At 65.7% G+C, this 24,727-nt stretch carries 20 protein-coding genes and 1 pseudogene; 7 read left to right on the top strand and 14 right to left on the bottom strand.

Going from position 1 to position 24,727, the window contains the following annotated elements; translation table 11 throughout:
• The coding region (locus tag ACK6AU_RS17865; RefSeq protein ID WP_409300385.1) for a MarR family winged helix-turn-helix transcriptional regulator at positions 1 to 595 on the bottom strand (595 nt) is incomplete at its 3' end.
• A 184-nt stretch (positions 596 to 779) separates the two neighbouring features.
• Here ACK6AU_RS17865 and ACK6AU_RS17860 point away from each other — a divergent pair.
• The 4 genes from ACK6AU_RS17860 (at position 780) to ACK6AU_RS17845 (ending at position 5,826) form a co-directional block, all read left to right on the top strand.
• The gene (locus ACK6AU_RS17860; protein ID WP_409300383.1) at positions 780 to 1,289 is read left to right on the top strand and encodes a sigma-70 family RNA polymerase sigma factor; all 510 of its coding nucleotides are present in this window, start codon (positions 780 to 782) and stop codon (positions 1,287 to 1,289) included.
• Positions 1,286 to 2,269 carry a DUF4880 domain-containing protein gene (locus ACK6AU_RS17855; protein ID WP_409300381.1) on the top strand — a complete coding sequence of 328 codons (984 nt, stop codon included), beginning with the start codon at positions 1,286 to 1,288 and terminating at the stop codon, positions 2,267 to 2,269. The genes ACK6AU_RS17860 and ACK6AU_RS17855 overlap by 4 nt, the downstream gene beginning before the upstream one ends.
• 107 nt (positions 2,270 to 2,376) lie before the next feature.
• A complete protein-coding gene (locus ACK6AU_RS17850; RefSeq protein WP_409300379.1) occupies positions 2,377 to 4,767 on the top strand; it encodes a TonB-dependent siderophore receptor in 2,391 nt (796 codons plus the stop codon).
• A gap of 114 nt (positions 4,768 to 4,881) precedes the next feature.
• Positions 4,882 to 5,826, top strand: coding sequence for an alpha/beta hydrolase (locus ACK6AU_RS17845; protein ID WP_409300377.1), 945 nt, complete (start codon positions 4,882 to 4,884; stop codon positions 5,824 to 5,826).
• Positions 5,827 to 5,949: 123 nt separating this feature from the next.
• On the opposite strand, the gene ACK6AU_RS17840 is transcribed toward ACK6AU_RS17845, so the two are convergent.
• The 5 genes from ACK6AU_RS17840 to ACK6AU_RS17820 all read right to left on the bottom strand — a co-directional run bounded on the left by ACK6AU_RS17840 (position 5,950) and on the right by ACK6AU_RS17820 (position 11,940).
• Complete coding sequence (locus ACK6AU_RS17840) at positions 5,950 to 7,131, bottom strand: sugar transporter (protein ID WP_185701836.1); 1,182 nt, start codon at positions 7,129 to 7,131, stop codon at positions 5,950 to 5,952.
• Between the two features lie 120 nt (positions 7,132 to 7,251).
• Positions 7,252 to 7,860 (bottom strand): TetR/AcrR family transcriptional regulator, encoded by a 609-nt coding sequence (locus tag ACK6AU_RS17835; protein WP_185701837.1) that lies wholly within the window; start codon positions 7,858 to 7,860, stop codon positions 7,252 to 7,254.
• A gap of 138 nt (positions 7,861 to 7,998) precedes the next feature.
• Positions 7,999 to 8,886 (bottom strand): alpha/beta fold hydrolase, encoded by an 888-nt coding sequence (locus ACK6AU_RS17830; RefSeq protein WP_185701838.1) that lies wholly within the window; start codon positions 8,884 to 8,886, stop codon positions 7,999 to 8,001.
• Between the two features lie 25 nt (positions 8,887 to 8,911).
• Positions 8,912 to 9,967, bottom strand: coding sequence for a sugar phosphate isomerase/epimerase family protein (locus ACK6AU_RS17825; protein ID WP_409300374.1), 1,056 nt, complete (start codon positions 9,965 to 9,967; stop codon positions 8,912 to 8,914).
• A 227-nt stretch (positions 9,968 to 10,194) separates the two neighbouring features.
• On the bottom strand, positions 10,195 to 11,940 hold the full coding sequence (locus ACK6AU_RS17820) for an amidohydrolase (protein WP_409300372.1): 1,746 nt from the start codon (positions 11,938 to 11,940) through the stop codon (positions 10,195 to 10,197).
• A 105-nt stretch (positions 11,941 to 12,045) separates the two neighbouring features.
• Here ACK6AU_RS17820 and ACK6AU_RS17815 point away from each other — a divergent pair.
• Positions 12,046 to 12,960 (top strand): annotated as a pseudogene (locus ACK6AU_RS17815) (LysR family transcriptional regulator).
• Between the two features lie 12 nt (positions 12,961 to 12,972).
• Here the strand turns inward: ACK6AU_RS17815 and ACK6AU_RS17810 are convergent.
• Positions 12,973 to 13,452: an Lrp/AsnC family transcriptional regulator gene (locus tag ACK6AU_RS17810; RefSeq protein ID WP_085598000.1), complete on the bottom strand. Its 480-nt coding sequence runs from the start codon at positions 13,450 to 13,452 to the stop codon at positions 12,973 to 12,975.
• Between the two features lie 123 nt (positions 13,453 to 13,575).
• Here ACK6AU_RS17810 and ACK6AU_RS17805 point away from each other — a divergent pair, with 123 nt between their 5' ends.
• Positions 13,576 to 14,814, top strand: coding sequence for a methionine gamma-lyase (locus tag ACK6AU_RS17805; RefSeq protein ID WP_409300369.1), 1,239 nt, complete (start codon positions 13,576 to 13,578; stop codon positions 14,812 to 14,814).
• A 103-nt stretch (positions 14,815 to 14,917) separates the two neighbouring features.
• Complete coding sequence (locus ACK6AU_RS17800; protein WP_409300367.1) at positions 14,918 to 16,051, top strand: branched-chain amino acid ABC transporter substrate-binding protein; 1,134 nt, start codon at positions 14,918 to 14,920, stop codon at positions 16,049 to 16,051.
• A 73-nt stretch (positions 16,052 to 16,124) separates the two neighbouring features.
• Here ACK6AU_RS17800 and ACK6AU_RS17795 read toward each other — a convergent pair whose 3' ends face one another.
• The 7 genes from ACK6AU_RS17795 to ACK6AU_RS17765 form a co-directional block, all read right to left on the bottom strand.
• Positions 16,125 to 17,525 carry an aspartate aminotransferase family protein gene (locus ACK6AU_RS17795; RefSeq protein WP_409300365.1) on the bottom strand — a complete coding sequence of 467 codons (1,401 nt, stop codon included), beginning with the start codon at positions 17,523 to 17,525 and terminating at the stop codon, positions 16,125 to 16,127.
• Positions 17,522 to 18,967 (bottom strand): amino acid permease, encoded by a 1,446-nt coding sequence (locus ACK6AU_RS17790; RefSeq protein ID WP_409300363.1) that lies wholly within the window; start codon positions 18,965 to 18,967, stop codon positions 17,522 to 17,524. Before ACK6AU_RS17790 ends, ACK6AU_RS17795 begins: the two co-directional genes overlap by 4 nt.
• 87 nt (positions 18,968 to 19,054) lie before the next feature.
• Complete coding sequence (locus ACK6AU_RS17785) at positions 19,055 to 20,545, bottom strand: aldehyde dehydrogenase (protein WP_185701846.1); 1,491 nt, start codon at positions 20,543 to 20,545, stop codon at positions 19,055 to 19,057.
• A 231-nt stretch (positions 20,546 to 20,776) separates the two neighbouring features.
• Positions 20,777 to 21,940 (bottom strand): acetylornithine deacetylase, encoded by a 1,164-nt coding sequence (argE, locus tag ACK6AU_RS17780; RefSeq protein WP_409300361.1) that lies wholly within the window; start codon positions 21,938 to 21,940, stop codon positions 20,777 to 20,779.
• Complete coding sequence (locus ACK6AU_RS17775; RefSeq protein ID WP_185701848.1) at positions 21,933 to 22,610, bottom strand: DUF1028 domain-containing protein; 678 nt, start codon at positions 22,608 to 22,610, stop codon at positions 21,933 to 21,935. The genes argE and ACK6AU_RS17775 overlap by 8 nt, the downstream gene beginning before the upstream one ends.
• 58 nt (positions 22,611 to 22,668) lie before the next feature.
• On the bottom strand, positions 22,669 to 23,079 hold the full coding sequence (locus ACK6AU_RS17770; protein ID WP_022639313.1) for a RidA family protein: 411 nt from the start codon (positions 23,077 to 23,079) through the stop codon (positions 22,669 to 22,671).
• The gene (locus ACK6AU_RS17765) at positions 23,079 to 24,377 is read right to left on the bottom strand and encodes an NAD(P)/FAD-dependent oxidoreductase (RefSeq protein WP_185701849.1); all 1,299 of its coding nucleotides are present in this window, start codon (positions 24,375 to 24,377) and stop codon (positions 23,079 to 23,081) included. The genes ACK6AU_RS17770 and ACK6AU_RS17765 overlap by 1 nt, the downstream gene beginning before the upstream one ends.
• Positions 24,378 to 24,727: the final 350 nt, after the last annotated feature.

The raw sequence follows: 24,727 nt of genomic DNA, 5'->3' as shown, positions 1-24,727 counted from the left end.
CGGCCATGTCCGCCGCCACCAGGCTTTCGAAGGGCTGGCCGAAGCCGACCAGGGCGGCGTAGTAGCAGGCGTGCATCTCGGCGATACGGCCAATCACTCCCGGTCGATAGCCCCGGGCGATGGACCAGGCCTCGCTCACTGCGGGAACCTCCCCCCGGCGCACCGCACCCAAAGCCTGGGCATAGTCGGCAATACCCGCCGCGGCGCGCTCCTGCCCGGCCGGACTCAAGTGCGCCAGGGCAGCGACGACCTGGGTGCAGGCGAAACGGTCGATGGCGCCTAGAGTCCTGCGACCCTGGCGGGTGAGGCGCAACGTCTTCGAGCGGGCATCCCCTTCGTGGGACTCCTCGACGACCTCTCCGGCGTCCACCAGCTTGCGCACCAGGCGGCTGATGCTGGACTTTTCCAGCCCCAGTACCCGTACCAGGTCACTGGCGGTCAAGGCGTTGCCCTGCCCGATCTCCAGCAACGCATGCACCGCCGAGGGCGGGTAATCGGTGGCAGCCAGTGTGGCCTGCATGAAGCCCAGCTCACGGACCATGTGCCGAGAGGCCTGGCGAAGGGACTGGACAAGGGCGGCGGACGGATTCGGCATGGGAGGCGCCTCTGGACTGGTCAGATAGTTGTACCTTGCAACATTACTGACCAGCAAGCGCCCGTAGCTGCCCACCTCGACACACGACAGAACAGCCCTTCGATAGCGATAAAAAAACCATGCATCCACTAATGAGAAGCATTACCATAAACGCCCTTTCGACCTGACCACGGAATGTCTAGCCATGGCCCTCCTTCCCCAGCAGCAACACAGCGTGGGCGAGTTGTATGTCCAGCACCATGGCTGGGTAGTGCAGCTGCTGCGGCGCAAGCTCGGCAACCGGGAGCAGGCCCTGGACCTGGCGCAAGACACCTTCGTCCGCCTGCTACGCAACCAGCCCCTGCCTGAGCTGCATGAACCACGGGCCTACCTCAATACCGTCGCCAGCCGCCTGTGCGGGCAGTACTTTCGCCGCCAGGCATTGGAGCGGGCCTATAGGGAATCCCTGGCACAGCTGGAGCCCGAACATCAGCCATCGCCGGAAACCCGCCTGCTGATCCTGGAAACCCTCGATACCATCGGCCAGGTACTCGATGGCCTGGGCACCCGGGTGCGGGAGATTTTCCTGCTCTCGCAACTGGAAGGCCTGACCTACCCGCAGATCGCCGAGCGTTTGCAGTTGTCGGTCAACGTGGTGCAAAAAGCCATGCTCAAGGCTCTGCGTCACTGCTACACCGCCGTATACCCCACATGAATCCGTTCCAGCCCCAGGATCAACAAGGACCTGTGCCACCGCAGGTACTGGAACAGGCATTGCACTGGTGGGTATGCCTGCAATCAGGCCAGGACGATGCTGGGCAAGCCGCCGCTTGTGAAGCATGGCGCCAGGCCGACCCGCAACACGAACTGGCCTGGCAACGCCTGGCTGGCCTGGGTAGCGGCCTGCGCGACAGCACCGCCAGCCTGCCCGCCGCTCAAACTCGCCAACTGCTGCAAACCCGCGGCAATCACTCACGCCGGACCCTGCTCAAGGGCCTCACCGGCCTCGGGCTGTTGGCCGCCAGCGGCTGGAGCGTACGGGAGCGCATCTTGCTGCCGGAGCTGTTCAGCGACTATCGCACCGGCACCGGACAGCGCCGCCAATTGCAGCTGGCTCCAAGTATCGATCTGCAACTGGATACCCGTACTGCCGTGGACATCGAGACCGATGCCGTGGGCCGGCATCTGCGCTTGAACAGCGGTCGCCTGCTGCTGAGCCTGGGCAGCCTTACCCCTGTGCAGATCCATACCGCCGACGCCTGGGTGGTCCCGGCACCGTTGACACGCCTGATGGTCAGCATCGGCCTGCCAGGACGCATGGCGACCCAGGTCCAGGTGATCGCCGGCCATGCCACGCTCAAACGCCCTGGAGACAATGACCTGGTCCTGGATGGCAACCAGCAGGTACGCATCCATGCGACGAACAACGATCCAGTCCACCCCCTGCCAGCATCCGCCAGCGCCTGGACCCAAGGCCAACTGATCGCTGAACGCATGCCGCTAGCCGAGGTGCTCGCCGAACTCGACCGTTACCGTCCAGGCATTCTGCGCTGCGCCGACGAGGTCGCGATGCTGCGGGTTTCCGGGGCATTTTCCGTGGATCGTCCCGAGGCCAGCCTCGAGTTGCTGGCGCGTACCCTGCCAATCCGCATTCAGCGGGTAATGGGCTACTGGGCCACGGTAGTAGCGGCCTGATTTTTTTTCACTTCAGGCGGCAGTTTTTTCCAACTCATGCATCAAGACCAGGGTAGAGGCTGAAAACCAGCCCAGCGCCAGACCTTCTCAACCCATGGACTTTCTTTATGCAGACTCGCTTCACGCCCCTTGCCGCTACGTTGCGCGCGGTCGTCATCGGCCTTGCCATCGCCAGTTGCAGCCCGCCCTTGCTGGCTGCGGATATCCCGCCTGTGAGCTATGACATCGCGCCAGGCAGCCTGGACCAGGTACTGGGCGCCTTTGGCCAGCAGTCCGGGACCCTGATCGCCGCCGACTCGACACTGACCCAGAGCCTACGTAGCCCAGGCCTCAAGGGCCGCTTCGCCGTCAGCGAGGGGCTGCAACGGCTACTGGCCCCGCTGGGTCTGGTGGCCGTGAAAGAAGGCGAAGGCTACCGGGTTCAAGTGGCCCCCGCGCCAGCCAACGGCCCATTGCAGCTGGGAACGACCAGCGTCGTTGCCAACCAGTTAGGGACCGTCACCGAAGGCACGGGCTCCTATACACCGGGCACCATCGCCACGGCCACGCGCCTGGTGCTGACGCCACGGGAAACACCACAGTCGGTTTCTGTCATCACTCGTCAGGTCATCGACGACTTCGGGCTCAACTCCATCGATGATGTCATGCGCCATACCCCGGGCATCACCGTGTCGACTTATGACAGTGAACGCACCAACTACTATGCCCGCGGTTTCTCTATCCAGAGCTTCCAGTACGACGGCATTCCCACCACGCGCAGCAGCGCCTACTCGGCCGGCCATACCCTGACCGACATGGCGATCTACGACCGGGTCGAAGTGCTCAAGGGCGCCAGCGGCCTGCTCACCGGCGCGGGGGGCCCTGGCGGCACCATCAACCTGGTACGCAAGAAACCGACCAGCGAGTTCAAGGGACATATCGACCTGGGTGCCGGCTCCTGGAACAACTACCGCTCGGAGATCGACCTCAGTGGCCCGCTCACCGAAACCGGCAACGTTCGCGGGCGGGCGGTAGCGGCGTATCAGGACAAGCAAGCGTTCATGGACCACTATCAGCGCAAGACCAGCGTCTACTACGGCATCCTTGAAATGGACCTGACGCCCGACACCCTGCTGACACTGGGCGCCGACTACCAGGACAACAATCCGCGTGGTTCCAGCTGGTCCGGCAGCCAGCCGCTCTACGATGCCTCGGGCAACGCCTTGAAGATGTCACGCTCATTCAACAACGGCGCCAAATGGAGTCGCTGGGAACAGTACACCCGCACAGTGTTCGCGACCCTGGAACACAGTTTCGCCAACGGCTGGGTCGCCAAGGGACAGTACAACCATCAACTCAACGGCTATGACGCGCCCCTGGGTTCGATCACTCCCGATGACCCCGTTATCGGTTCGATCTACGCCAACAAGTTCACCGGTGAAACCACCAGCGATAGTCTCGACGCCTATGTTTCCGGCCCTTTCAGCTTTGCCGGGCGTGACCACGAGATGGTGATCGGTACTTCCACGTCTCGTTCGCACTGGAAAGGCAAGGACTACGGCGCACCTACCTACTTCGGCAACGCCTACGATTTCTTCTCCTGGAAGGGCAAGAGCATCGAGCCGGACTGGGGATCGCCAACCTCGCTCAACAATGAAGTCACCCGCCAGACCGGTATCTATATGACCGGGCGCTTCAGCCTCATGGATGACCTCAAACTGTTGCTGGGAACTCGCATAGCCAACTACCAGGTCACTGGCACCTCCGATGCCAAGGACACCGGCAAGGTGATTCCCTACGCTGGCCTGACCTACGATCTCGATGACCATTTCTCGCTGTATGCCAGCTACAGCGAGATCTTCCTGCCGCAGACGCAGTTCCGCGACCGTAACAAGAAGATGATCGAGCCTAACGAAGGCAAGAACTACGAAGTTGGCATCAAGGGCGAGTTCTTCGATGGCCGCCTGAACTCCAGCCTCGCCTACTTCGAACTGCATGAAGAAAATCGCGCGATAGCGGACCTGGAGTTCAACAAAAGCCAGGCCAATATGCTTGCCTATAAGCCCGTGACCGCTAAGACCAAGGGATATGAAGCCGAGATATCCGGTGAGCTGATGCCCAACTGGCAGGTACAGGCCGGTTACACCCACAAGATCATGCGCGATAAGGCTGGGCAGAAGGTGTCGACCTGGGAGCCCGAGGACCAGCTCAACTTCTACACCACCTACAAGCTCAGCGGCCCACTGGACAAGCTGACTCTGGGCGGTGGAGCCCGCTGGCAAGGCGAAGGCTGGCAGGTGATCAACAACAAGCCCAAGAAGACCCAGGAAAAGCTAACCCAGGATCCTTACTGGCTGGTGGACCTGATGGCGCGCTATCAGATCACCGAGAATCTTTCCACCACCCTCAACGTCTACAACCTGTTCGACAAGCGCTACTACACCAACATCGGGTTCTTCGAGTCGGCCTACTATGGCGACCCACGCAACGTGATGGTCAGCACCCGCTGGAACTTCTGACCCGATCCGCCCGGCGCCTGCCGGGCGATCACTGGAGGCTCGACGAAAATCTATACGACCTTCCTGGCGACATCTGTTAAAACGCGGCTTTGATTCCTCCATGGTGCCCCTCGCATGTCCCCCTTCCTGCCCCAGCGCCTGCGTCGCCGCTGGCTCCCCCTGCTGTGCATGGCCCTGCTGGTCATTGGCCTGCCAACCAGTTGCGCGGTGCTGCAGCACAAGGAACGCCAGCTGGTGTTTCGCATCGAGCCCGGTACCGCCGGCTGGTTCCACGGCCTGCCGCAGGCGGTGCGGGAGCTGGAGCTCAAGTCCAGCCGCTTCAAGACCGGACAGAACATCCATGCCTGGTGGTGGCCGGCGCAACGCGCCGATGCGCCCGCGATCCTCTACCTGCACGGGGTGCGCTGGAACCTCACCGGCCAGCTGTTTCGCATCGAGCAGTTGCACGCCCTGGGCTACTCGGTGCTGGCCATCGACTACCGGGGTTTTGGCCAGAGCCACGGCGAGCTGCCCTCCGAGGCCAGCGTCTATGAAGATGCCCGCGTGGCCTGGGAACGCCTCGAGCTATTGCAGCCCGAGGCGGGCAAGCGCCTGATCTACGGCCACTCCCTGGGCGGCGCGGTGGCCATCGACCTGGCCGCCGAGTTGGGTCGCCAGGCCGCCAGCGAGCAGCGCCCGGTGGCCGCGCGTGGCCTGATCGTCGAATCCACCTTCACTACCCTGGGCGATGCGGCAGCGGCAGTGACCAAGACCCGCCTGCCGGTACGCTGGGTGATGTCGCAGAAGTTCGACTCCATCGACAAGATCGCCGACATCGGCATGCCGTTGCTGGTGGTCCACGGCCTCAAGGACGACTACGTCCCCGCCCGCTTGAGCCAACAACTGTTCGCCGCGGCACTGCCACCGAAAAGACTGCTGCTGGTGCCCGGCGGCACCCATAACAACAGCATGAACCTGGCCGGCAAGGACTACGCCGTGGCGATCGGTGCATTGTTGAACCACCAGCCCGCCACCGGCCTGGCCAGCCAACCTCCTGCCCGCCGGCACGAAACCCTGTAGCCGCTGTCGAGCCCGCGAGGCTGCGACACGGCCCGCAGGGCCTTCAGCGAACGCTCGACCAACACCGCTCTGGTGGCCGCTACGTGCCCGGCGCAGCCTGCGGCAGCGATTACACCCAGGGCTTCATTGCGCGGTGGCGCGGGCCAGGCGCCAGCTCGACCAGCCATAGAGCATCAGCGCCAGGGCCGCCAGGGCGCCGCCGGCCACGCCGACATAGGCGAACCCCAGTTGCCCGCCGACCCAGCTGCCGAGCAAGGCGCCACCGCCGATGCCGATGTTGTAGATCCCGGAGAACATCGCCATCGCCACGTCGGTGGCGTCCGGCGCCAGGGTCAGGACCTTGGACTGCAGCGAGAGGCCGAACCCCATGATCGCCATGCCCCAGACCACGCTCAGCGCCACCAGCGACCCGACATGCCCGTTGAGCGGCAGCAACAGGCCCAGGCACAGCATCAACAGGGTCACCGCCACCAGCAGGAAACCCTGGGGGCTGTGGCGGTGCAGGCGGCTGAACAGCAGCGAGCCGATGATCCCCGAGCCGCCGAACACCAGCAGCACCAGGGTCACCACGTCGCCGCCCAGGCCCGAGGCCACCTTGATGAAGGGCTCGACGTAGCTGTAGGCGGTGAACTGCGCCGTCACCACCATGGCCGTCAACACGTAGGCCGCCACCAGCGCCGGGCGCTTGAACAGCAGCGGCAGGCTGCGCAGCGAACCGGAGTTCTGGCTGGGCAACAGCGGCAAGGTACGGATCAGCCACAGCACCAGCAGTGCCGCCAGGCCGGCGATCACGCTGAAGGTGGTGCGCCAGCCCAGGGCCTCGCCCAGCAGGCGCCCCAGGGGAATGCCCAGGACCATGGCCAGCGAGGTGCCGGTGGCCAGCAGGCCGAGGGCCTGTACCTGTTTGCCCGCCGGGGCCAGGCGCACCGCCAGGGAGGCGGTGATCGACCAGAACAATGCGTGGGCCAGGGCGATGCCGATGCGACTGAGCATCAACAGGCCGAAGCTGGTGGCCAGGCTGGACAGCACGTGGCTGAGGATGAACAAGCCGAACAGCAGCGTGAGCAAGCGCCGGCGCTCGACGTTGCGGGTCAGCAGCATCACCGGCAGCGAGGTCAGGGACACCACCCAGGCGTAGATGGTCAGCATCAGCCCGACCTGTTCGCTGGCCAGGTCGAAGCTCGCGCCGATGGCGCTCAGGAGCCCGACCGGGACGAATTCGGTGGTGTTGAAGACAAAGGCGGCCAGGGCCAACGCGATGACCGACTGCCAGTTACCTTGGGGTGTCGCCTGGGGATTGCTCATGTCGGGGACGTACTACTCGTTCGAAGGTGGAGCGGATCCTGGATCCGAGAAAAAACCAGGCCCGTCTGGTAGCGCTGTCTGGCGCCCACGACGAGCGCAGCCAGGGTAATGAGTCGCAGGTTAGCCAGGGCTTACATCAAGCGCGGTATCGAGGACGCCCATGGCCAGCGCCACCACCTTGCGCAGTTGCTCGGCGCTGGCGCCATCCCGGGCTTGCACCGACAGGCCATGCAGCACCGTAGAGTAATAATCGCCCAGGGAAGTTGCATCGCCATGACCTGCCAGTTCCCCCGACTGCACCGCCACCTGCAGCCGCTGGACGATGCTGGCGGTGCGCGCCCGCCGGTGCTCGGCCAGCCACTGGCGCACGCCGTCGTTGTCGCTGGAGCAGTTCACCGCCGAGGACACCACCATGCAGCCCAGGGGCTGGCCTGGCCGGGTATAGAGTTGCACGGCCTCATTGAGCAGGCGGGCGATGGCGGCTCGGGCACTGGGCTCTTCGGCCAGGGCCCGATCGGCGAAACCACCCTCTTGGCTCTCGTACAGCTCGATGGCTTCGCGAAACAGCGCCTCCTTGGAACCGAAGGCAGCGTAGATCCGTGCCGAGGCGATGCCCAGCGCAGCCACCAGGTCGGCCATGGAGGTGGTTTCGAAACCACGGGCCCAGAACAGTTCGAGCGCCTGGCGCAACGCCTGGTTGCGGTCGAATTCGCGGGGTCTTCCAGCCATGGGAGTCAGGTATCTCGTCAGGATGAGCGGCGATCGGTGTGGCCCGATCGCCGGCCGGCACGGGGCGCCGGGACGAAATGATATTAGATTTGCGCGCTCCCCGGGCCATTTTCCCTGCCCGGGGACGACGGTCGAGGCTCAGCCCGCCTGCTCTTCCAGGAACGGCAGCAAGTGGCCAAGGAAAGCCTCTGGCGCCTCCTCCATGATGAAGTGCCCGCAGTCCGGCACGATGGCGCCACGCAGATCGCTGGCCCGGCCCTGCAGGGTCAGCAGCGGAGCATCGTTGGTAGCGTGCTCGGCGCCGATGGCCAGCACCGGCATTGCCAGCAACCGTTCGGCGCGCTGCTGGTTCTGGCGCACGGTCTCGGGAATCGCCCGGTAGTAGGCGAAGCCCGCACGCAGGCCACCCGGCACAGCATAGGCCTGGATGTACTCCTCGGTGGCCACTGCATCGCGGCGGTGGGACCACTTGTCGAAGATGTAGTTGAGGTAGACCCGCTCGCGGCCGGCGATCAGCGCTTCCGGCAAATCGCGCAACTGGTTGAACATGAAGTGCCAAAGAAAGATGTTCTGCCCCGGCTCGACGAAGATCGGCGGCGCCTCGGCCAGCCCCGGGATCACCGCCTCGGTCAGCGCCAGGCGCTCCACCGCCTCGGGCCGGTCGCTGGCCAGGGCGTAGGCGACCCACATGCCTACGTCATGGCCAACCACGCTGTAGCGTTCGAACCCCAGCTGCTCCATCACTCGGTGCAGCACATCGGCCACGGCGCCGGTGTCGTAGCCGTGCTCCGGACGATCGGATTGCCCGGTGCCCGGCGGGTCCACGGCGATGGCCTGGAAGCCCCGGGCGGCCAGGGCCTGGATCACCTCGCGCCAGGCGTACCAGGTCTGCGGCCAGCCGGGAATCAGCAGCACCGGCCGGCCACTGCCGGCACTGACGCAATGGATCCGCTGGCCGTCGATGCGCACGTAGCGATGGGCCAGGCCGTTGGCATCGACCTGGGTGTTGTCGGTAAAGGCATTCATCAATAGTGATCTCCGTGGGCAAGGTTCAGGCGATGCCGAGCATGGCGTCGATCTGTTGGCGGTCGATGCGGGCACCGGCGAAGTCGTCGAAGATCCGTTCGGTGACGCGGATCATGTGGCGGTTGATGAACTCCACGCCTTCCCGGGCGCCGTCCTCCTGGTCCTTGAGGCAGCACTCCCACTCCAGGGTCGCCCAGCCGCCGTAGTCGTATTGCGCCAGCTTGGAAAAGATCCCCTTGAAATCCACCTGGCCGTCGCCGAGCGAACGGAACCGCCCGGCCCGCTCGACCCAGGCGCTGTAGCCGCCGTAGATGCCCTGGCGCCCGCTGGGATTGAACTCGGCATCCTTGACGTGAAACATGCGGATGCGCTCGTGGTAGATGTCCAGGTACGCCAGGTAGTCCAGTTGCTGCAGCACGAAGTGGCTGGGATCGAAAAGGATGTGGCAACGCGGATGCCGGTCCACCAGGTCGAAGAAGCGCTCGAAGCTGGTGCCGTCGTGCAGGTCCTCGCTGGGGTGGATCTCGTAGCACAGGTTGACCCCTTGCTCGTCGCAGGTGTCGAGGATCGGCCGCCAGCGCCGCGCCAGTTCGGCGAACGCGGTCTCGATCAGGCCGTCGGGGCGCTGGGGAAAGGGAAACAGGTAGGGCCAGGCCAGCGAGCCGGAGAAAGTGCCCATGTCAGCAAGCCCCAGGCGCCGGGAAGCCCGCGCCGCCAGTTGCATGCGTTCCATGGCCCAGTCGGTGCGCGCCTTGGGATTGCCGCGCAGGGCCTGGGGGGCGAAGTTGTCGCACATCGCGTCGTAGGCCGGGTGTACCGCCACCATCTGGCCGAAGATGTGGGTGGTCAGCTCGCTGATCACCAGGCCGTGCTCGGCCAGTTGGCCCTTGACCTCATCGCAGTAGTCCTGGCTGTGCGCCGCCGTGGCGACATCGAACAGCCGCTCGTCCCAGGCCGGGATCTGCAACGCCTTGAAGCCCAGGTCGGCGGCCCAGCGGGCGATGCCCGGCAGATCGTTGAATGGCGCCGTGTCGGCGCTGAACTGCGCCAGGTGCAGGCTGGGGCCCTTGAGGGTTTTCATCGAACGCTCCTATTATTTGTCGATTGACAACGAATAGGAACAAGCCGCTGCCAACGTCAACCGTTCAAGCGCCGGACAGGCCATGGCGCAGGCCTTCGCCGCCACCGGGAAAAACGCCAGGGCCCAGGTCAATCAATGTCTCCAGCATCATCGACGGAGCCTGATCGCCGGCTGAAAAAAGGCCCGCGAACAGGGTCGCGGGCCGCTTTGGCGCAGGGGCGCGGAGGTCATTCGCCCGGACGGCGGTAGACCTCGCGACCGGCGAAATAGGTGCTCAGCACCTGGGTGCCGGCCAACTGCTCATCGGGAACCTGGAACACATCGCGATCGAGCACAATCAGGTCGGCCTGCTTGCCCGGGACCAGGCTGCCGATCTGCTGCTCCAGGCCGATGGCGCGGGCAGCATTGCGGGTGTAGGCATAGAACATGGCCTGGCGGTCGATACCCTCGTTCTTGTTCAACACCCCCTTGGGACCCTTGCGACTGACCGCCTGGGCGATGGCCTTCCATGGCTCGGGCGTGCTCACCGGCCAATCGCTGGCACCGGCGAGGGTGGCGCCGTTCTTCAACAACGAGCGCGCCGGGTACATGAACTGAAACTGCATGGCCGTGATGTAGGGCTTGAGCAGGTCGATGCTCAGCTCATCGGCGGAAGCCCAATACAGCTGCATCGAGGCGATCACGTCCAGCGGCTTGAAGCGCGCGAATTCCTTGGGATTGACCATTTGCAAGTGGGTGATCGAGTGCACCACGCCGCTATGGCGCTGGCGCCGGGCTTGCTCGATGCCGTTGAGCGCCTCACGCACCGCGCGATCGCCGATGGCGTGCACATGCACCAGCCAGCCACGGGCGTCGGCGGCGCTGACCAGCTCGCCGAAATGCGCCGGGTCGATCAGCAGCTCGCCGCCCTTCTGCGAGTTCTTGTAGGGCGTCAGCAACGACGCGGTCTGGGCCGGAAACTCGGCGACGCCATCGGCGAAGATCTTGATCCCCGGCAAGCTCAGGTTGGGCACATCGAGAAATTGCCGGCGTACCTGGTCCAGTACCGCAAGGTCCGCTGGCCGGCTCTTGGGATTGGCCACCATCAACGCGGCGACCCGCAGGTCCAGTTCGCCTTGCTCGGCCAGCGCCTTGTACACCGGCAAGACACCCACGGTCTGGGCCGTGGGCTGCATCGCGAACAGCGCGTCACTGGGTACCGCGTTGGCCGCCGGGTCCATCAGCGCGGTGATGCCCAGGCTGTGGTTCAGGTCCCTGGCGGCGCGCCCAGCCTCGAGCATCTGCTCGAAACTCGGCGCCGGTACCTGGGAGGTCAGGGCCGAGAGCCCGGCATCGGCGACGAAGCCATTGGGCGTGCCATCGGGATGATGACCGATGGTCGCCACCGCCTCGCCCGTCAGCGCCTTGACCCGCTGGGCGTCGATGCCGGCACGCTTGAGCATGGCGCGGTTGGCCCAGCCGGTGTGGTAGTCCCAGCCGACGAACAGGATCGGTGTATCCGCCCACTCGCCCTGGTTGAAGCGTTGCTCCAGCGCATCCACCTGGCTCCAGTAGGTGGATGGAAAACCGCTGACGCTCAGGGTATCGCCATGGCGCGCCTTGCCGTCGTCGCGCCAGCCGCGCAGGCGCCGCTCCAGTTCATCCAGCGGCAACTGCTGGCTTTCCAGGTCCGCGGCCTTGAGCTTGAGACCGCCGAAGATCGCGTGGCTGTGGCTGTCGATGAAGCCGGGCATCAGCACCTTGCCCTGCAAGTCGACCACCTGGGTGCCGGCCGCCTTGAGCGCCAGCACCTGGGCGTCGCTGCCGACCTTGACGATCCGCCCCTGCTCCACCGCTATCGCCTGCTGCAGGGGCTGGCCCTGCTCGGCGGTGAACACCTTGCCGTTATGCAGCAGCAGGTCCACCGCCGCCAGGCTCGGCAGCGATGTGCAAGCCAGCGCCGAGGCCAGCGTGATCTTCAGAGCGTTTTTCATTGTCGTTGGCACCCCTTGGTCAGAATGACCACGAGACTAGCCAAGCCCGGGGGGATTTAAGAATACTGCGCCGAGCAACTCATTCTTTCCAAAGAGGCAAGACCCATGGACCAACTGGGCGCCATCAGCATGTTCGTCGCCACCGCCGACCAGGGCAGCTTCACCCGCGCCGCCGCCTGCCTGGGCAAGACCACCTCGGCCCTGACCAAGGCGGTGACGCACCTGGAGACCCAACTGGGCACGCGGCTGTTCGAACGCTCCACGCGCCGCATCGCCCTGACCGAGGCCGGGCATCTCTACCTGGCCAGTGCTCGCCAGGTGCTGTTCCAACTGCAACAGGCCCAGGAACACATCGACCAGCTGCAACAGGAAATGTGCGGCACCTTGCGCCTGGTGGCACCGCCCTCCTTCGCCCCGGCCTTTCTCAACGCGGTGTGCTACCGCTTTCTCGAGCTCTACCCGCAGATGCGCCTGGAAGTGGAGCTGACCGACGAGTTCGTCGACCTGCTCGCTGGCGGCTACGACCTGGCGGTGCGCGACGGCCCGGTGGACCTGCCGGACCTGATCGCCCGGCCGCTGACCGCCAACCGCATCCTGCTCTGTGCCAGCCCGCGCTACCTGCAACGCAAGCCGCTGGCGGTGACAGCGCAGACCTTCCACGAACACGACTGGCTGATCTTCCGCCACCCGGCGCTGAACCCGCACTTCTGACGCTTCAGCCTCGGGGGCCAGCAGCATCGAGTGGCCCAGCCCGTGCCACGGCTGGCCAGCGACAACTACGATTTCCTGTTCGGCGCGCTGCTGGCCGGCCTGGGCCTGCAACTGTGCCCGCAGTGGAGCGCGGCGCCCTACCTGCAACGCGGCGAGCTGGTGCAACTGCTACCGGAGGCGGTGCTCGATCCGGAGCAGTTCGGCCCGCGGATCCACGCGATCTACCCGGTGCACCGGCGGCAAACGCGCAAGCACCAAGCGTTCATCGAATGTCTGAAAGAGCACCTGGACCAGCAGCACTTGCACTGATCCGCACTGCCGTCAGCCGCCTTGCTGCAGCACCGGGATCAACCGCGCCGGCTTGACCGACTTGAACGAGAAACTGGAGTAGATCTCCTTGACCGCCGGCAGGGTCTGCAGCACCTCGCGGGCGAACTCGCCGAAGGACTCCAGGTCCCTGGCCAGCACCTCGAGGAGAAAGTCATAACGCCCGGAAACGTTGTGGCAGGCGATGATCTCGGGGATGTCCAGCAGCCGTTGCTCGAAGGCCCGGGCGGTCTCGCGGGAGTGGGATTCCATCATCACGCTGACGAACGCGGTGACGCCATAACCCAGGGCCTTGGGCGAAAGGATCGCCTGGTAGCCGGTGATCACCCCGCTCTCTTCCAGGAGCTTGACCCGGCGCCAGCAGGGAGAGGTGGTGAGCGCGACACTGTCGGCCAGTTCGGCGGTGGTCAGCCGCGCGTTGTCTTGCAGCGCGACCAGCAGGGCTTTGTCGGTACGATCCAGACCAGCGGGCATATCTTGCCTCTTAATCTTGTTTTTATGTTTTTTTATTCCAATCGAGCGCTTTTACAGGGGTCAGATTAGAAAATATTGCGCCGGATTTGAGCATAGCATTAGAGCAAATCCGGAGCGTCCACCATGAACAATAAAAACAGCGACCTTGGTTTTTCCACCCGCGCTATCCATCACGGCTACGACCCCCAGCAACACCAGGGTGCGTTGATCCCGCCGATCTACCTGACGTCCACTTTCACCTTCGCCACCGCCGAATACGGCGCCGGCTGCTTTGCCGGCGAAGAGCCCGGCTATTTCTACACCCGTATCGGCAACCCGACCCTGGCCCTGCTGGAAGCCCGCATGGCCGACCTGGAGCACGGCGAGGCCGCGGTGGCCTTCGGCTCCGGCATGGGGGCCATCGCCGCCACCCTCTGGACCTTGCTGCGTCCGGGAGACGAGATCCTGGTCAACCGTACCCTCTACGGCTGCACCTTCGCCCTGCTGCACCACGGCCTCGGTGAATTCGGGGTCAAGGTGCGCCATGTGGACATGACCGAGCCAGGCCAGTTGCAGGCCGCCATCAGCCCCGACACGCGGGTGATCTACTTCGAATCGCCAGCCAACCCCAATATGCAATTGGTCGACATCGCCGCCGTGGCCGCGATCGCCCACCAGTACCGCGACCTCACCCTGGTGGTGGACAACACCTACTGCACGCCCTACCTGCAGCGCCCCCTGGAACTGGGCGCCGACCTGGTGCTGCATTCGGCCACCAAGTACCTGAGCGGCCACGGCGACATCACCGCCGGCATCGTCGTCACCCGCCAGGAACTGGCGCAGAAGATCCGCCTGCAAGGCCTCAAGGACCTGACCGGCGCCGTGCTGTCGCCCCAGGATGCCTTCCTGCTGATGCGTGGGCTCAAGACCCTGGCCCTGCGCATGGACCGCCACTGCGCCAACGCCCTGGCCGTGGCCCGCTACCTGGAGGCGCACCCGCTGGTGCAGTGGGTGGCCTACCCCGGCCTGCCGTCCTTCGCCCAGTACGCCCTGGCCCGGCAACAGATGAAATTGCCCGGCGGCATGATCGCCTTCGAACTCAAGGGTGGCCTGGCCACCGGCACCCGTTTCATGAATGCCCTGCAACTGTTCAGCCGGGCGGTGAGCCTGGGAGATGCCGAGTCCCTGGCCCAGCACCCGGCGAGCATGACCCATTCCACCTACAGCCCCGAGGAGCGCGCCGAGCACGGCATCGCCGAAGGCCTGGTACGCCTGTCGGTGGGCCTGGAGGACATCGACGACCTGCTGGCCGACCTCGACCAGGCCCTGGAGGCCTGCGCCGCCACCGCACCGCTGCTGGCCTTCGGCAAGGCGCTGTCCTGAACCGGGCCAGCGGCAATCCACCATCCGGATGGCCGCCGAGCCGGCCATCCCTGCAACACCGGCAACACCCTTAGAACCGTTACCCACAGGAGTGGAACCCACAATGAGTCGTATCAATAACAAAGCCACCCAACTGCTCAGCGCCATGATCCTCGCCGGTCTCGCCTGCCATTCCCTGGCCGCCGACACCATCCGGATCGGCATCGCCGGGGCCAAGACCGGCCCGGTGGCGCAATACGGCGACATGCAGTTCAGCGGCGCGCGCATGGCCATCGAGCAGATCAACGCCAAGGGCGGCGTCGACGGCAAGCAGCTCGAAGCCGTTGAATACGACGACGCCTGCGATCCCAAGCAAGCGGTGGCCGTGGCCAACAAGGTGGTCAACGACGGCGTCAAGTACGTGGTCGGCCACCTGTGCTCCAGTTCCACCCAACCGGCCTCGGACATCTACGAGGACGAAGGCATCGTGATGATCACCCCGGCCGCCACCAGCCCCGAGCTGACCTCCCGTGGCTACAAGATGGTGTTCCGCACCATCGGCCTGGACAACGCCCAGGGCCCGGCGGCGGCACGCTACATCGCCAAGCTCAAGCCCGCCAACGTCGCCGTGCTCCACGACAAGCAGCAGTACGGTGAAGGCATCGCCAGCTCGGTCAAGGACATCCTTGGCAAGGAAGGCATCAAGGTGGCGATGTTCGAGGGCATCAACGTCGGCGAGCGCGACTACTCCTCGCTGCTGACCAAGCTCAAGCAGGCCAATGTCGACTTCGTGTACTTCGGCGGCTACCACCCGGAAATGGGCCTGCTGCTGCGCCAGGCCAAGGAAAAGGGCCTGACCGCGCGCTTCATGGGGCCCGAGGGCGTGGGTAACGACTCCATCTCGCAGATCGCCAAGGATGCCTCCGAAGGCATGCTGGTGACCCTGCCCAAATCCTTCGACCAGGACCCGGCCAACAAGGCGCTGGTAGAAGCCTTCGAAGCCAAGAAGGAGAACCCCAGCGGCCCGTTCGTGCTGCCGTCCTACTCGGCAGTGCAGGTGATTGCCGGCGCCATCGCCGCAGCCAAGAGCGAAGAGCCGGAGAAGGTCGCCGAGGCGATCCACGCCGGCACCTTCAAGACCCCGACGGGGGACCTGAGCTTCGATGAAAAAGGCGACCTCAAGGACTTCAAGTTCGTGGTCTACGAATGGCACTACGGCAAGCCCAAGACCATTGCCGGGGAGAACGCCGGCCTCTGACCGGCACTGCGAGGTGCCCCGTGCACCTCGCTGCAACCAATGGTGCCGGCCGCACAGGCCGGCACCGTCCATGCTAGGCCCCGGGCAACTGCCCCGCCGCCAGTTCCTGCGCGGTGCGCTCCAGCGCCCGACGGGTCTTGTCCACCAGCTCATCGATGTCCGCCCGGGTCGCCACCAGGGCCGGCGCCATGATCATCCGGCCCAGGGTCGAGCGAATGATCACCCCCTCCTCGAAACCCAGGGTGCGACAGCGCCAGGCGATGTCGTTCTCGTTGGCGAAACGCTGGCGGCTGGCCTTGTCCTTGGCTAACTGCAAGGCGGCCACCAGGCCGGTGCCCTGGATCTCGCCGATCAGCGGATGATTGCCGAACACTTCCCGCAGGCACTGCTGCAAGTACGGGCCAGTATCGTCGCGGACCCGGTCCACCACGCCCTCGTCGCGCAGGGCCTTGAGGTTGGCGATGGCCACGGCGGCCGCCACCGGGTGCCCGGAATAGGTCAGGCCGTGGGCGAACACGCCACCCTGCTCCACCAGCACCTGGGCGATGCGCTTGCCCAGCACCAACCCACCCATGGGCACGTAGCCGCTGGTCAGGCCCTTGGCGATGGACAGGGTATCGGGCTCGAAACCGAAGTGCTGGTGGGCGAACCACTGGCCGGTACGCCCGAACCCGCCGATCACCTCGTCGGCGCACAGCAGCACGTCGTACTGGCGGCAGATGCGCTGGATCTCTGGCCAGTAGCTTTGCGGCGGGAAGATCATGCCCCCTGCACCCTGGAAGGGTTCGGCGATGAACCCGGCGACGTTCTCGGCCCCCAGTTCGAGAATCTTTTCCTCCAACTGTCGGGCGCAACGCAGGCCGAACTCGGCCGGGCTCAAGTTGCCCTCATGGGCGAACCAGTAGGGTTCGTCGATATGCGCGACATCCGGAATCAGCCCGCCCATTTCATGCATGAACTTCATGCCGCCCAGGGCCGTGGCCGCCAGTGTCGAGCCGTGATAGCCGTTCCAGCGGCCGATCATCACCTTCTTCTGCGGCTGGCCGAGGATCTGCCAGTAGCGGCGCACAGTGCGGATCAGCACCTCGTTGGCCTCGGAACCGGAATTGGTGTAGATGGCGTGGCTGTAGTGCCCCGGCAACAGGCTGAACAGCAGCTCGGACAACTCCACCACCGCCGGGTGGGTGGTGTGGAAGAACATGTTGTAGTACGGCAACTGTTCGAGCTGGGCCGTGGCCGCGGCCGCCAGGTCCTTGCGGCCATAACCGAGGTTGGTGCACCACAGGCCGGACATGCCGTCCAGGTAGCGCCTGCCGTCGTTATCCCAGAGCTGCAAGCCTTCACCCCGGACGATCACTCGCGGACCTTCGGCATTCAGGGCCTTTTGGTCGAGGAACGCATGGATATGGTGCGCTGCGTCCAGATCCTGGTAGTCCCGGGTGCTGCGTTGCGGCTGGGGAGTATAAGCACTCATGGTCGTTCTCCTGCACTGTAGGTGGATTGCTCGGAAGGGCTTGTCGGGGCGGCCGGCGCCAAGGGCTCCGGGGTGAACAGCGGCTTGTGCATCACCCGCTTGACCCAGAGCACGGCGATCAACGAGATGATCCCCAGCACCACCCCGGCGCTGCCGAAGATCCGCGCAGTCATCTCCGGCGCCGGCGAAGCGTGGTAGATCGCGAACAGCATGCCGCCGATGCCCACCACCTGGGGCCAGGGATAGAACGGCGAGCGGAACGGCCGGGGCGCGTCCGGATAGCGCCGGCGCAGGGCGATCACGTCGATGTGCACGATGATGTAGGCCAACAGCCAGGCCAGGGCCGCGGCCAGCAACAGCAGGCTGACCGAATCCGGGTCCTGGCCCAGCAACAGGATCGGCAGGCCGGTGATGGCGGCGATGAACAGCACCGCCACCCAGGGCGCGCGGGTACGCCGGCTCAAGCACTTGAACTGAGGGAAGGCCTGGCCGTTGTGGGCCATGCCGTAGAGCATGCGGGGCAGCGCCGCCAGGGACGAGTTGACCGTGCTGCAGGTGGCGGTGAGCACCGCACCCACCAGGAACGCCTTGCCGGCCTCGCCGAACACCGTGGTGGCGAACAGGAAATGCGGCAGCGGATCGCTCGCCAGCCGGTCCCGGGGGATGCACAGCAAGGCGCCCAGGCAATACAGGGTGATCACCAGGAAGATCAGGCTCAGGCCGATGATCATCGAGCGCGGGATATTGCGCTCCGCCCGCTTGGTCTCCTCCACCAGCGGGCAGACGAACTCGGCGCCGACGAAGCCCCAGATGGCCATTGCCGCCAGGGCCAGCGCCCCGACGCCCATGGGGTTCCAGCCCTGGTCCAGGGGCAGTTGCAGGTCGGCCTGGGGACTGCCGATGGCCCCCAGGCCCAGGGTCAGCAAGATCACCACCATCACCACCGCCAACACCGTCTGCAGCTTGGCGAACACGTCGATGCCCAGCAGGTTGAGCACGGTGAAGGTGCCCAGCACGCCATAGGCCACCAGCATGGGCGGCAGCGCGCCGGGGTAGACCTTGCCGATGATCAGGTCCAGGAGCAGCAGCTCGGCGGACAGGGCGAACATCGCCACCACCATGTAGCCGGAGAAGGTCGCGAGGATCGCCGGGAAGTGCCCGACGGCCACCTCGGTGTAGCTGCTCAGGCTACCGGCCCGGGGCACCAGCAGCGCCAGTTCGGAAAACGACAAGGCATAGGTCAGGGCCAGCAGGTAGCCCAGCAGCAGCGGGATGAAGAACCCCATGCCGGCCATGCCTGCGCCTTGCAGCATCATCACCATCACGCCCTGGGACACCACCAGGCCCACGGCCACCGAGATCAGCGAGCCCAGGCCCAGGACCCGGCGCAAACCACCCTTGGCGGCGGAACCCGTGGCCCCGTCCAAGACATTCGTCGTCATGCCACATACTCCGTTCTTATTGTTGTGAACCTGCCACCGAAGGCAGGCGATAGGGTGCCGCTCGGCACCGCAAGGCACCCGCGCCGCTCAGCGCAACTGGATCCAGGTGGTCTTGAGCTGGGTGTATTTATCGAAGGCATGCAGCGACAGGTCGCGGCCGAAACCCGACTGCCGGGCACCGCCAAAGGGCACGGTGACGTCCAGGGCATCCACGGTGTTCACCGACACGGTGCCGACCCGCAGTTGCCGGGCCACGCGATGGGCCCGGTTGAGGTCGTCGGTCCACAACGAGGCCGCCAGGCCATAGACGCTGTCGTTGGCCAGGGCGATGGCCTGTTCCTCGCTGTCGAATGCGCTCACCGCCAGCACCGGGCCGAACACCTCTTCGCGGGCGATGCTCATCTGCGGCTGGACACCGGTGAAGATGGTCGGCTCGATGTAGTTGTCGCTGCCATCGATAGACAAGCGCCGACCGCCACAGGCCAACTGCGCGCCCTGCTCCCGCGCCCGCTCGATATGGGCCATGACACTGGCCGCCTGGCGTGCATCGACCATGGCCCCGGCGCGGCTGGCCGGGTCCAGGGGATTGCCGGGGCGCCAGTCCCGGGCCTTGGCCAGCAGGCGCTCGACGAATTCATCGTGGATGCTGCGCTGCACCAGCAACCGCGAGTTGGCCGAGCACACCTCGCCCTGGTTGTAGAAGATGCCGAACGCGGCCTTCTCGGCGGCCAGGTCCAGGTCCTGGCAATCGGCGAACACCAGGTTCGGGCTCTTGCCGCCACACTCCAGCCAGACCTGCTTGAGGTTGGACTGCGCCGAATACTGCATGAAGTACTTGCCCACCTCGGTGGACCCGGTAAATACCAGGCAGTCCACATCCGGGTGCAAGCCCAGGGCGCGCCCGGCCTCGGGCCCCAGGCCCGGTACCACGTTGAGCACGCCTTCGGGCAGACCGGCCTCCAGGGCCAGCTCGGCCAGGCGCAGGGCCGAGAACGGCGATTGCTCGGCGGGCTTGAGCACCACCGAGTTGCCCGCGGCCAGGGCCGGTGCCAGCTTCCAGGCGGCCATGTCCAGGGGATAGTTCCAAGGCACCACCGCAGCGACCACCCCCAGTGGCTCGCGGCGGATGCTGACATGGCTGTCGGCCGCGCCGGGGGCTACCTGGTCGTAGAGTTTGTCGATGCTCTCGGCATACCAGGCGAAGACATTGGCGGCGCCCGGCACGTCGATGTTCCAGGCGTCCATCACCGGCTTGCCCATGTTCAGCGAATCCAGCAAGGCCAGCTCTTCACGATGGGCGAGTATCGACTCGGCCAGGCGCAGCAGGACCTGCTTGCGTTGCCCCGGCGCCATGCGTGCCCATGGGCCATGCTCGAACGCCCGGCGCGCCGCGGCCACCGCCAGGTCTACCTCGCCGGCACCGCAGGCGCTGACCCGGGCCAGTAACTGGCCGGTGGCAGGGTTGATCGCATCGAAGGTGGCACCGGATGCCGCCGGCAAGCGCCGACCGCCGATCAGCGCCTGGTCTATGAATGTCTGTTGGGCAGCCCGTTGCTGCCAGTAACGAAGATCGAACACGCTGCATGCCCTCGTCGGCCGTTGCGACGGCCTGGTTGTTATAGGAGTTCAAGGCGATGGTGCGTCACTGGGGAGCGGAGGAAAAATACTAAAAATATGCTCCAGTCCCATGAAAAAACTCTGTAGCAAGATAAGCCTCGACACCCCGTCGCAGAGCGCTCGCGGACGACTGCCAGCGCTTGAGGCAGCAGGCTGCGCGGGGCTGTGCTGGGGTCGGTAACCGAGGTCGATTCAGGCCGGTTGCGCCAGCCAGTCCGCCAGGCGCAGCAATAGCGCATCACAGGCCGCGAGCTGCTCCAGGCTGATGAACTCATCCGGCTTGTGCCCCTGGTCCATGCTGCCCGGCCCGCAGACCACCGTGGGGATGCCGGCCTCATGGAACAAGCCGCCCTCGGTGCCGAAAGCCACGGTGCCAAACTCCCGGGAACCACTGAGCAGCGCCAGCAGTTCGGCAGCCTCGCTGTCGGGCGCGGTGGCCAGCCCCGGATAGGCACTCAAGGGCTGCAGGTCGATGGCGGTATCGGCGTGCACGGCGCGCATACCGGGCAGCAACTGCTGCTCGGCATAGTCCTGCAGCTCATCCACCACCTGCCGGGGATCGAAGCCCGGCAGGGTGCGCACCTCGAAATCGAACTGGCAATCCTGCGGCACGATGTTCAGTGCCCGGCCGCCACGGATGATGCCGGTCTGCAGTGTGGTGAAGGGCGGATCGAACCGTCGGTCATGGTGTTGCGGCTGCGCCAGGCGGGTGCCGATCTCCCCGAGCTTGCCGATCAACTGCGCCGCGTACTCGATGGCGTTGACCCCCTGGGACGCATAGGCCGAATGACAAGCGGCGCCCCGGACCTGGCAGCGCATGGCCAGCTTGCCCTTGTGCCCCAGCACCGGCCGCAGCTCGGTGGGCTCGCCGATCAGGCACAGCAACGGCCGGTGCGCTCGGGCCTGCAAGCGGGCGAGCATCGGCCTTACGCCGAGGCAACCCACCTCCTCGTCATAGGAAAACGCCAGGTGCACGGGTAGCCGCAGCGGCCGCCGGAGCAAGGCCGGCACCGCCGCCAGCACGGCGGCGATGAACCCCTTCATGTCCGCCGTGCCACGCCCGTACAGGCGCCCTTCATGCTCGCTCAGCACGAAAGGCTCCACCGTCCAGGCCTGGCCATCCACCGGGACCACGTCGGTGTGGCCGGAGAGCACGATGCCGCCACGGTCGTCGGGACCGATGCTGGCGAACAGGTTGGCCTTGGTGCGCTCGGGGTTGTAGATCAGCTCGCTGTCGACCCCGAGGCCCGCCAGGTAATCGCGGATGAAGGCGATCAGCTCCAGGTTGGAATCACGACTGACCGTGGCGAAGCCCACCAGCCGTGCCAGCAGTTCGCGGCTCGACGGCTCATTCATTGCCCGGCACTCCATAGCTGGGGGCCGCCGTGGGGTCCAGGGCCCGGGTCAGGTAGTCCTGCATCTGCGGGCGATAGGCTTGCCACAGGTCATTGAGCTGGCCGATGGGGTCTTCCTCGGCCCAGTCCACCCGCAGGTCGACCACGGGCCAGGTCAGGTCGTCCACCACCATCAGCGCCGCCGAATGCACCGGCCCGGCCTCGCCGCCGGCGCGCATCGCGGCGTGCATCGCCGCCAGCAAGCGTTCGGCGAGCATCCCCGGGGTGCCCTCGAAGGCTTGGACCATGGCCTCGATAACCTCGGTCCCGGCCAGCAGATTGCCGGCCGCCACGCACTGCTCGCCCGCCAGGGCGTTGTGGGTGCCCAGGGCCTGCTGGCCGCTGAACAGCGCGGTGCGCCCCTGGTCGTCGATTACCGTGACCTGGCGGTACTGGCTCCAGCCATTGCGCCCCAGGGCCTGTTGCAGCGCCTGCTGCGGTTCCAGCTTGTGGTTTTCCAGCAGGTCGAGGATCTGCGGCCCCAGGGCCGGCAGGGTGACATTCTGGGTGGCTACCGCCCCGACCCCGGCCCGCACCCAGGGACAGCGCGCGCCCACGGCGATGCTCGAGGAACTGATGGCAATCCCTAGCTGGCCGGTTTCGGCGCAGCGCCCAACGATGGAAAAAGTCATGGCAACGATAGCTCCTGGGGCGGGCCGAGCGGCTCCGCCGAACTGCACAGCGCGGCACTCACTCGGGAATCACCGCGATCACGTCGATCTCCATCAGCCACTGGGGCTGGCCCAGAGCCGCGACCACCAGGCCGGTGGAGATCGGGAACACGCCCTTGAGCCACTTGCCCACCTCCTGGTAGACCGGCTCGCGGTAGCGCGGATCGGTGAGATAGGTGGTGGTCTTGACGATATGGGCCAGCTCGCTGCCGGCCTCCTCCAGCAACTGCTTGACGTTTTTCATCGCCTGTTCGGCCTGGGCCCGTGGGTCGCCGAGCCCCACCAGGTTGCCGGCGAAATCGGTGCCCACCTGGCCCCGGACATACACGGTGTTGCCGGCGCGCACCGCCTGGCAGAGGTCGTTGTCCAGGGTCTGGTTGGGATAGGTGTCCTTGGTGTTGAACATGCGGATACGGGTATGGACTGGCATCAACGGGCTCCCACGGAACTGAAGGTATGGACGCTGGAACAGGCCGGCTCGCTGCCATAGGCCTGGTACTTGCGCTGGGTGGCGATGTGATCGGCGATGTGCTTGGCGTCGTGCCAGACACCCCAGATGAACGACGAACCGCGCCGCGACAGCCACGGCAGGCCGAGGAAGTAGATCCCCGGCTCGCGGGACACGCCGCGCTGGTGCAAGGGCTTGCCCTGCTCGCTGAAGGTGTCGACCTGCAACCAGGAAAAATCCACGGCATAACCGGTGGCCCAGATGATCGAGGTGATGCCGGCGGCCCGCAGGTCCAGCTCGAGGATCGGCCGCGTCACGCACTCTGGGTCCGGCAGGCGTCGCCGGGCTTCGGGTTCGGCCGGCAGGTCGAGGCCGTTGCGGGCGATGTAGGCGTCGGCGGCATCCAGCAGGGCCAGGTAGTTCTCGTCGCCCCGGGCCAGGTTGTCCACCAGGTCGGCCTGGAAGCTCACCCGGTCGCCGTCGAAGGCCTTGGTCAGCCCCACCAGGGTGATGCCTTGGTGGGCCAGGGCACGGAAGTCGATGGTCTGGCCGCCACGGGCGCCACTGACGGCGATAGTCACGTGCTCGCGACCGGGCTTGGCGATCTCGGCATCCCACTCCCCCAGGACCCCGAGCCACCAGCAGAAATCACGCCCACGGTAGGCGCGCGGCGGCCGGTCGTGGGCGCCCACCGACAGGTACACCGGGCGGCCGGCACGTTGCAGCTCATCGGCGATCTGCACCCCGGACGATCCGGCGCCCACCACCAGCACCGCGCCTGCCGGCAGTTGTTGCGGGTTACGGTAGTCGGCGGAGTGGATCTGCAGGAGCCGGGTATCGACAGGAGCGATGGGCGGGATCACCGGGCGCTGGAACGGCCCGGTGGCTGCTACCACCCGATTGGCCTGGATCGGCCCCATGGACGTCTCGACCGTGAAGCCGGGACGACCGACGTTGCGTTGTACCTGGCGTACTTCGACACCGGTACGGATCGGCGCGTCGACCTGGCGGGCATAGGCTTCGAAGTAGTCCGCCACCTGGTCCTTGGTGGCGAAGGCGTCGGGGCCCAGGTCGAATTCCAGCCCCGGGAAACGGTCGTGCCAGGCCGGGCCGTTGGCCACCAGCGAATCCCAGCGGCCACTGCGCCAGGCCTCGGCGATGCGCTTGCGCTCCAGCACCAGGTGCGGCACGCCCAGCTTGCCCAGGTGCTCGCTCATGGCCACGCCGGCCTGGCCCGCACCCACCACCAGGGTATCCACATGTATTTGTTCAACGCTCATGTCTGTGTCCTTCTGCGAGACGGTGGACGCCAGCGCAAGGCTGGACGCTCTGTTCAGAACCCGGGTGTAAGTCGGATGCGACAGATGGTGCGGCAGACATCAGCGAAGGAAAATTACTAAATATGTGCTCGCTGGAGAGCAAAAAACGAGGCAGCTTGCGCGGGATCGCCCGCGGCCGTGCGCAGCCTGCGCCAGCGGCTACACGAGGCGATCCGCAATCCATCCGCGGTCCTGTAGCCGCTGCTGAGCCTGCGAAGCTGCGCCAAGGCCCGCAGGGCCTTCGGCCACCGCCCAGCCCCATGCAATCGGGGCCGTCCGGCGAAAATCCATTTCCGTGCTTTCGATCTGTG

Origin of the sequence: Pseudomonas sp. KCJK8993 (assembly GCF_046230915.1) — a bacterium.
GTDB lineage: Bacteria > Pseudomonadota > Gammaproteobacteria > Pseudomonadales > Pseudomonadaceae > Aquipseudomonas > Aquipseudomonas piscis.
Note: the sequence above shows the minus strand (reverse complement) of the source record. Positions and strands in the feature narration are given on the sequence as shown.

Bases quoted from the DNA above. Each gene is read 5' to 3' on its own strand.
- argE (WP_409300361.1), bottom strand. From the start codon at position 21,940: ATGAATGAGCCGTCGAGCCGCGAACTGCTGGCACGGCTGGTGGGCTTC.
- ACK6AU_RS17795 (WP_409300365.1), bottom strand. From the start codon at position 17,525: ATGAGTGCTTATACTCCCCAGCCGCAACGCAGCACCCGGGACTACCAG.
- ACK6AU_RS17825 (WP_409300374.1), bottom strand. From the start codon at position 9,967: ATGAAAACCCTCAAGGGCCCCAGCCTGCACCTGGCGCAGTTCAGCGCC.
- ACK6AU_RS17810 (WP_085598000.1), bottom strand. From the start codon at position 13,452: ATGCCCGCTGGTCTGGATCGTACCGACAAAGCCCTGCTGGTCGCGCTG.
- ACK6AU_RS17850 (WP_409300379.1), top strand. From the start codon at position 2,377: ATGCAGACTCGCTTCACGCCCCTTGCCGCTACGTTGCGCGCGGTCGTC.
- ACK6AU_RS17800 (WP_409300367.1), top strand. From the start codon at position 14,918: ATGAGTCGTATCAATAACAAAGCCACCCAACTGCTCAGCGCCATGATC.
- ACK6AU_RS17775 (WP_185701848.1), bottom strand. From the start codon at position 22,610: ATGACTTTTTCCATCGTTGGGCGCTGCGCCGAAACCGGCCAGCTAGGG.
- ACK6AU_RS17830 (WP_185701838.1), bottom strand. From the start codon at position 8,886: ATGAATGCCTTTACCGACAACACCCAGGTCGATGCCAACGGCCTGGCC.
- ACK6AU_RS17835 (WP_185701837.1), bottom strand. From the start codon at position 7,860: ATGGCTGGAAGACCCCGCGAATTCGACCGCAACCAGGCGTTGCGCCAG.
- ACK6AU_RS17845 (WP_409300377.1), top strand. From the start codon at position 4,882: ATGTCCCCCTTCCTGCCCCAGCGCCTGCGTCGCCGCTGGCTCCCCCTG.
- ACK6AU_RS17805 (WP_409300369.1), top strand. From the start codon at position 13,576: ATGAACAATAAAAACAGCGACCTTGGTTTTTCCACCCGCGCTATCCAT.
- ACK6AU_RS17790 (WP_409300363.1), bottom strand. From the start codon at position 18,967: ATGACGACGAATGTCTTGGACGGGGCCACGGGTTCCGCCGCCAAGGGT.
- ACK6AU_RS17765 (WP_185701849.1), bottom strand. From the start codon at position 24,377: ATGAGCGTTGAACAAATACATGTGGATACCCTGGTGGTGGGTGCGGGC.
- ACK6AU_RS17860 (WP_409300383.1), top strand. From the start codon at position 780: ATGGCCCTCCTTCCCCAGCAGCAACACAGCGTGGGCGAGTTGTATGTC.
- ACK6AU_RS17770 (WP_022639313.1), bottom strand. From the start codon at position 23,079: ATGCCAGTCCATACCCGTATCCGCATGTTCAACACCAAGGACACCTAT.
- ACK6AU_RS17820 (WP_409300372.1), bottom strand. From the start codon at position 11,940: ATGAAAAACGCTCTGAAGATCACGCTGGCCTCGGCGCTGGCTTGCACA.
- ACK6AU_RS17855 (WP_409300381.1), top strand. From the start codon at position 1,286: ATGAATCCGTTCCAGCCCCAGGATCAACAAGGACCTGTGCCACCGCAG.
- ACK6AU_RS17840 (WP_185701836.1), bottom strand. From the start codon at position 7,131: ATGAGCAATCCCCAGGCGACACCCCAAGGTAACTGGCAGTCGGTCATC.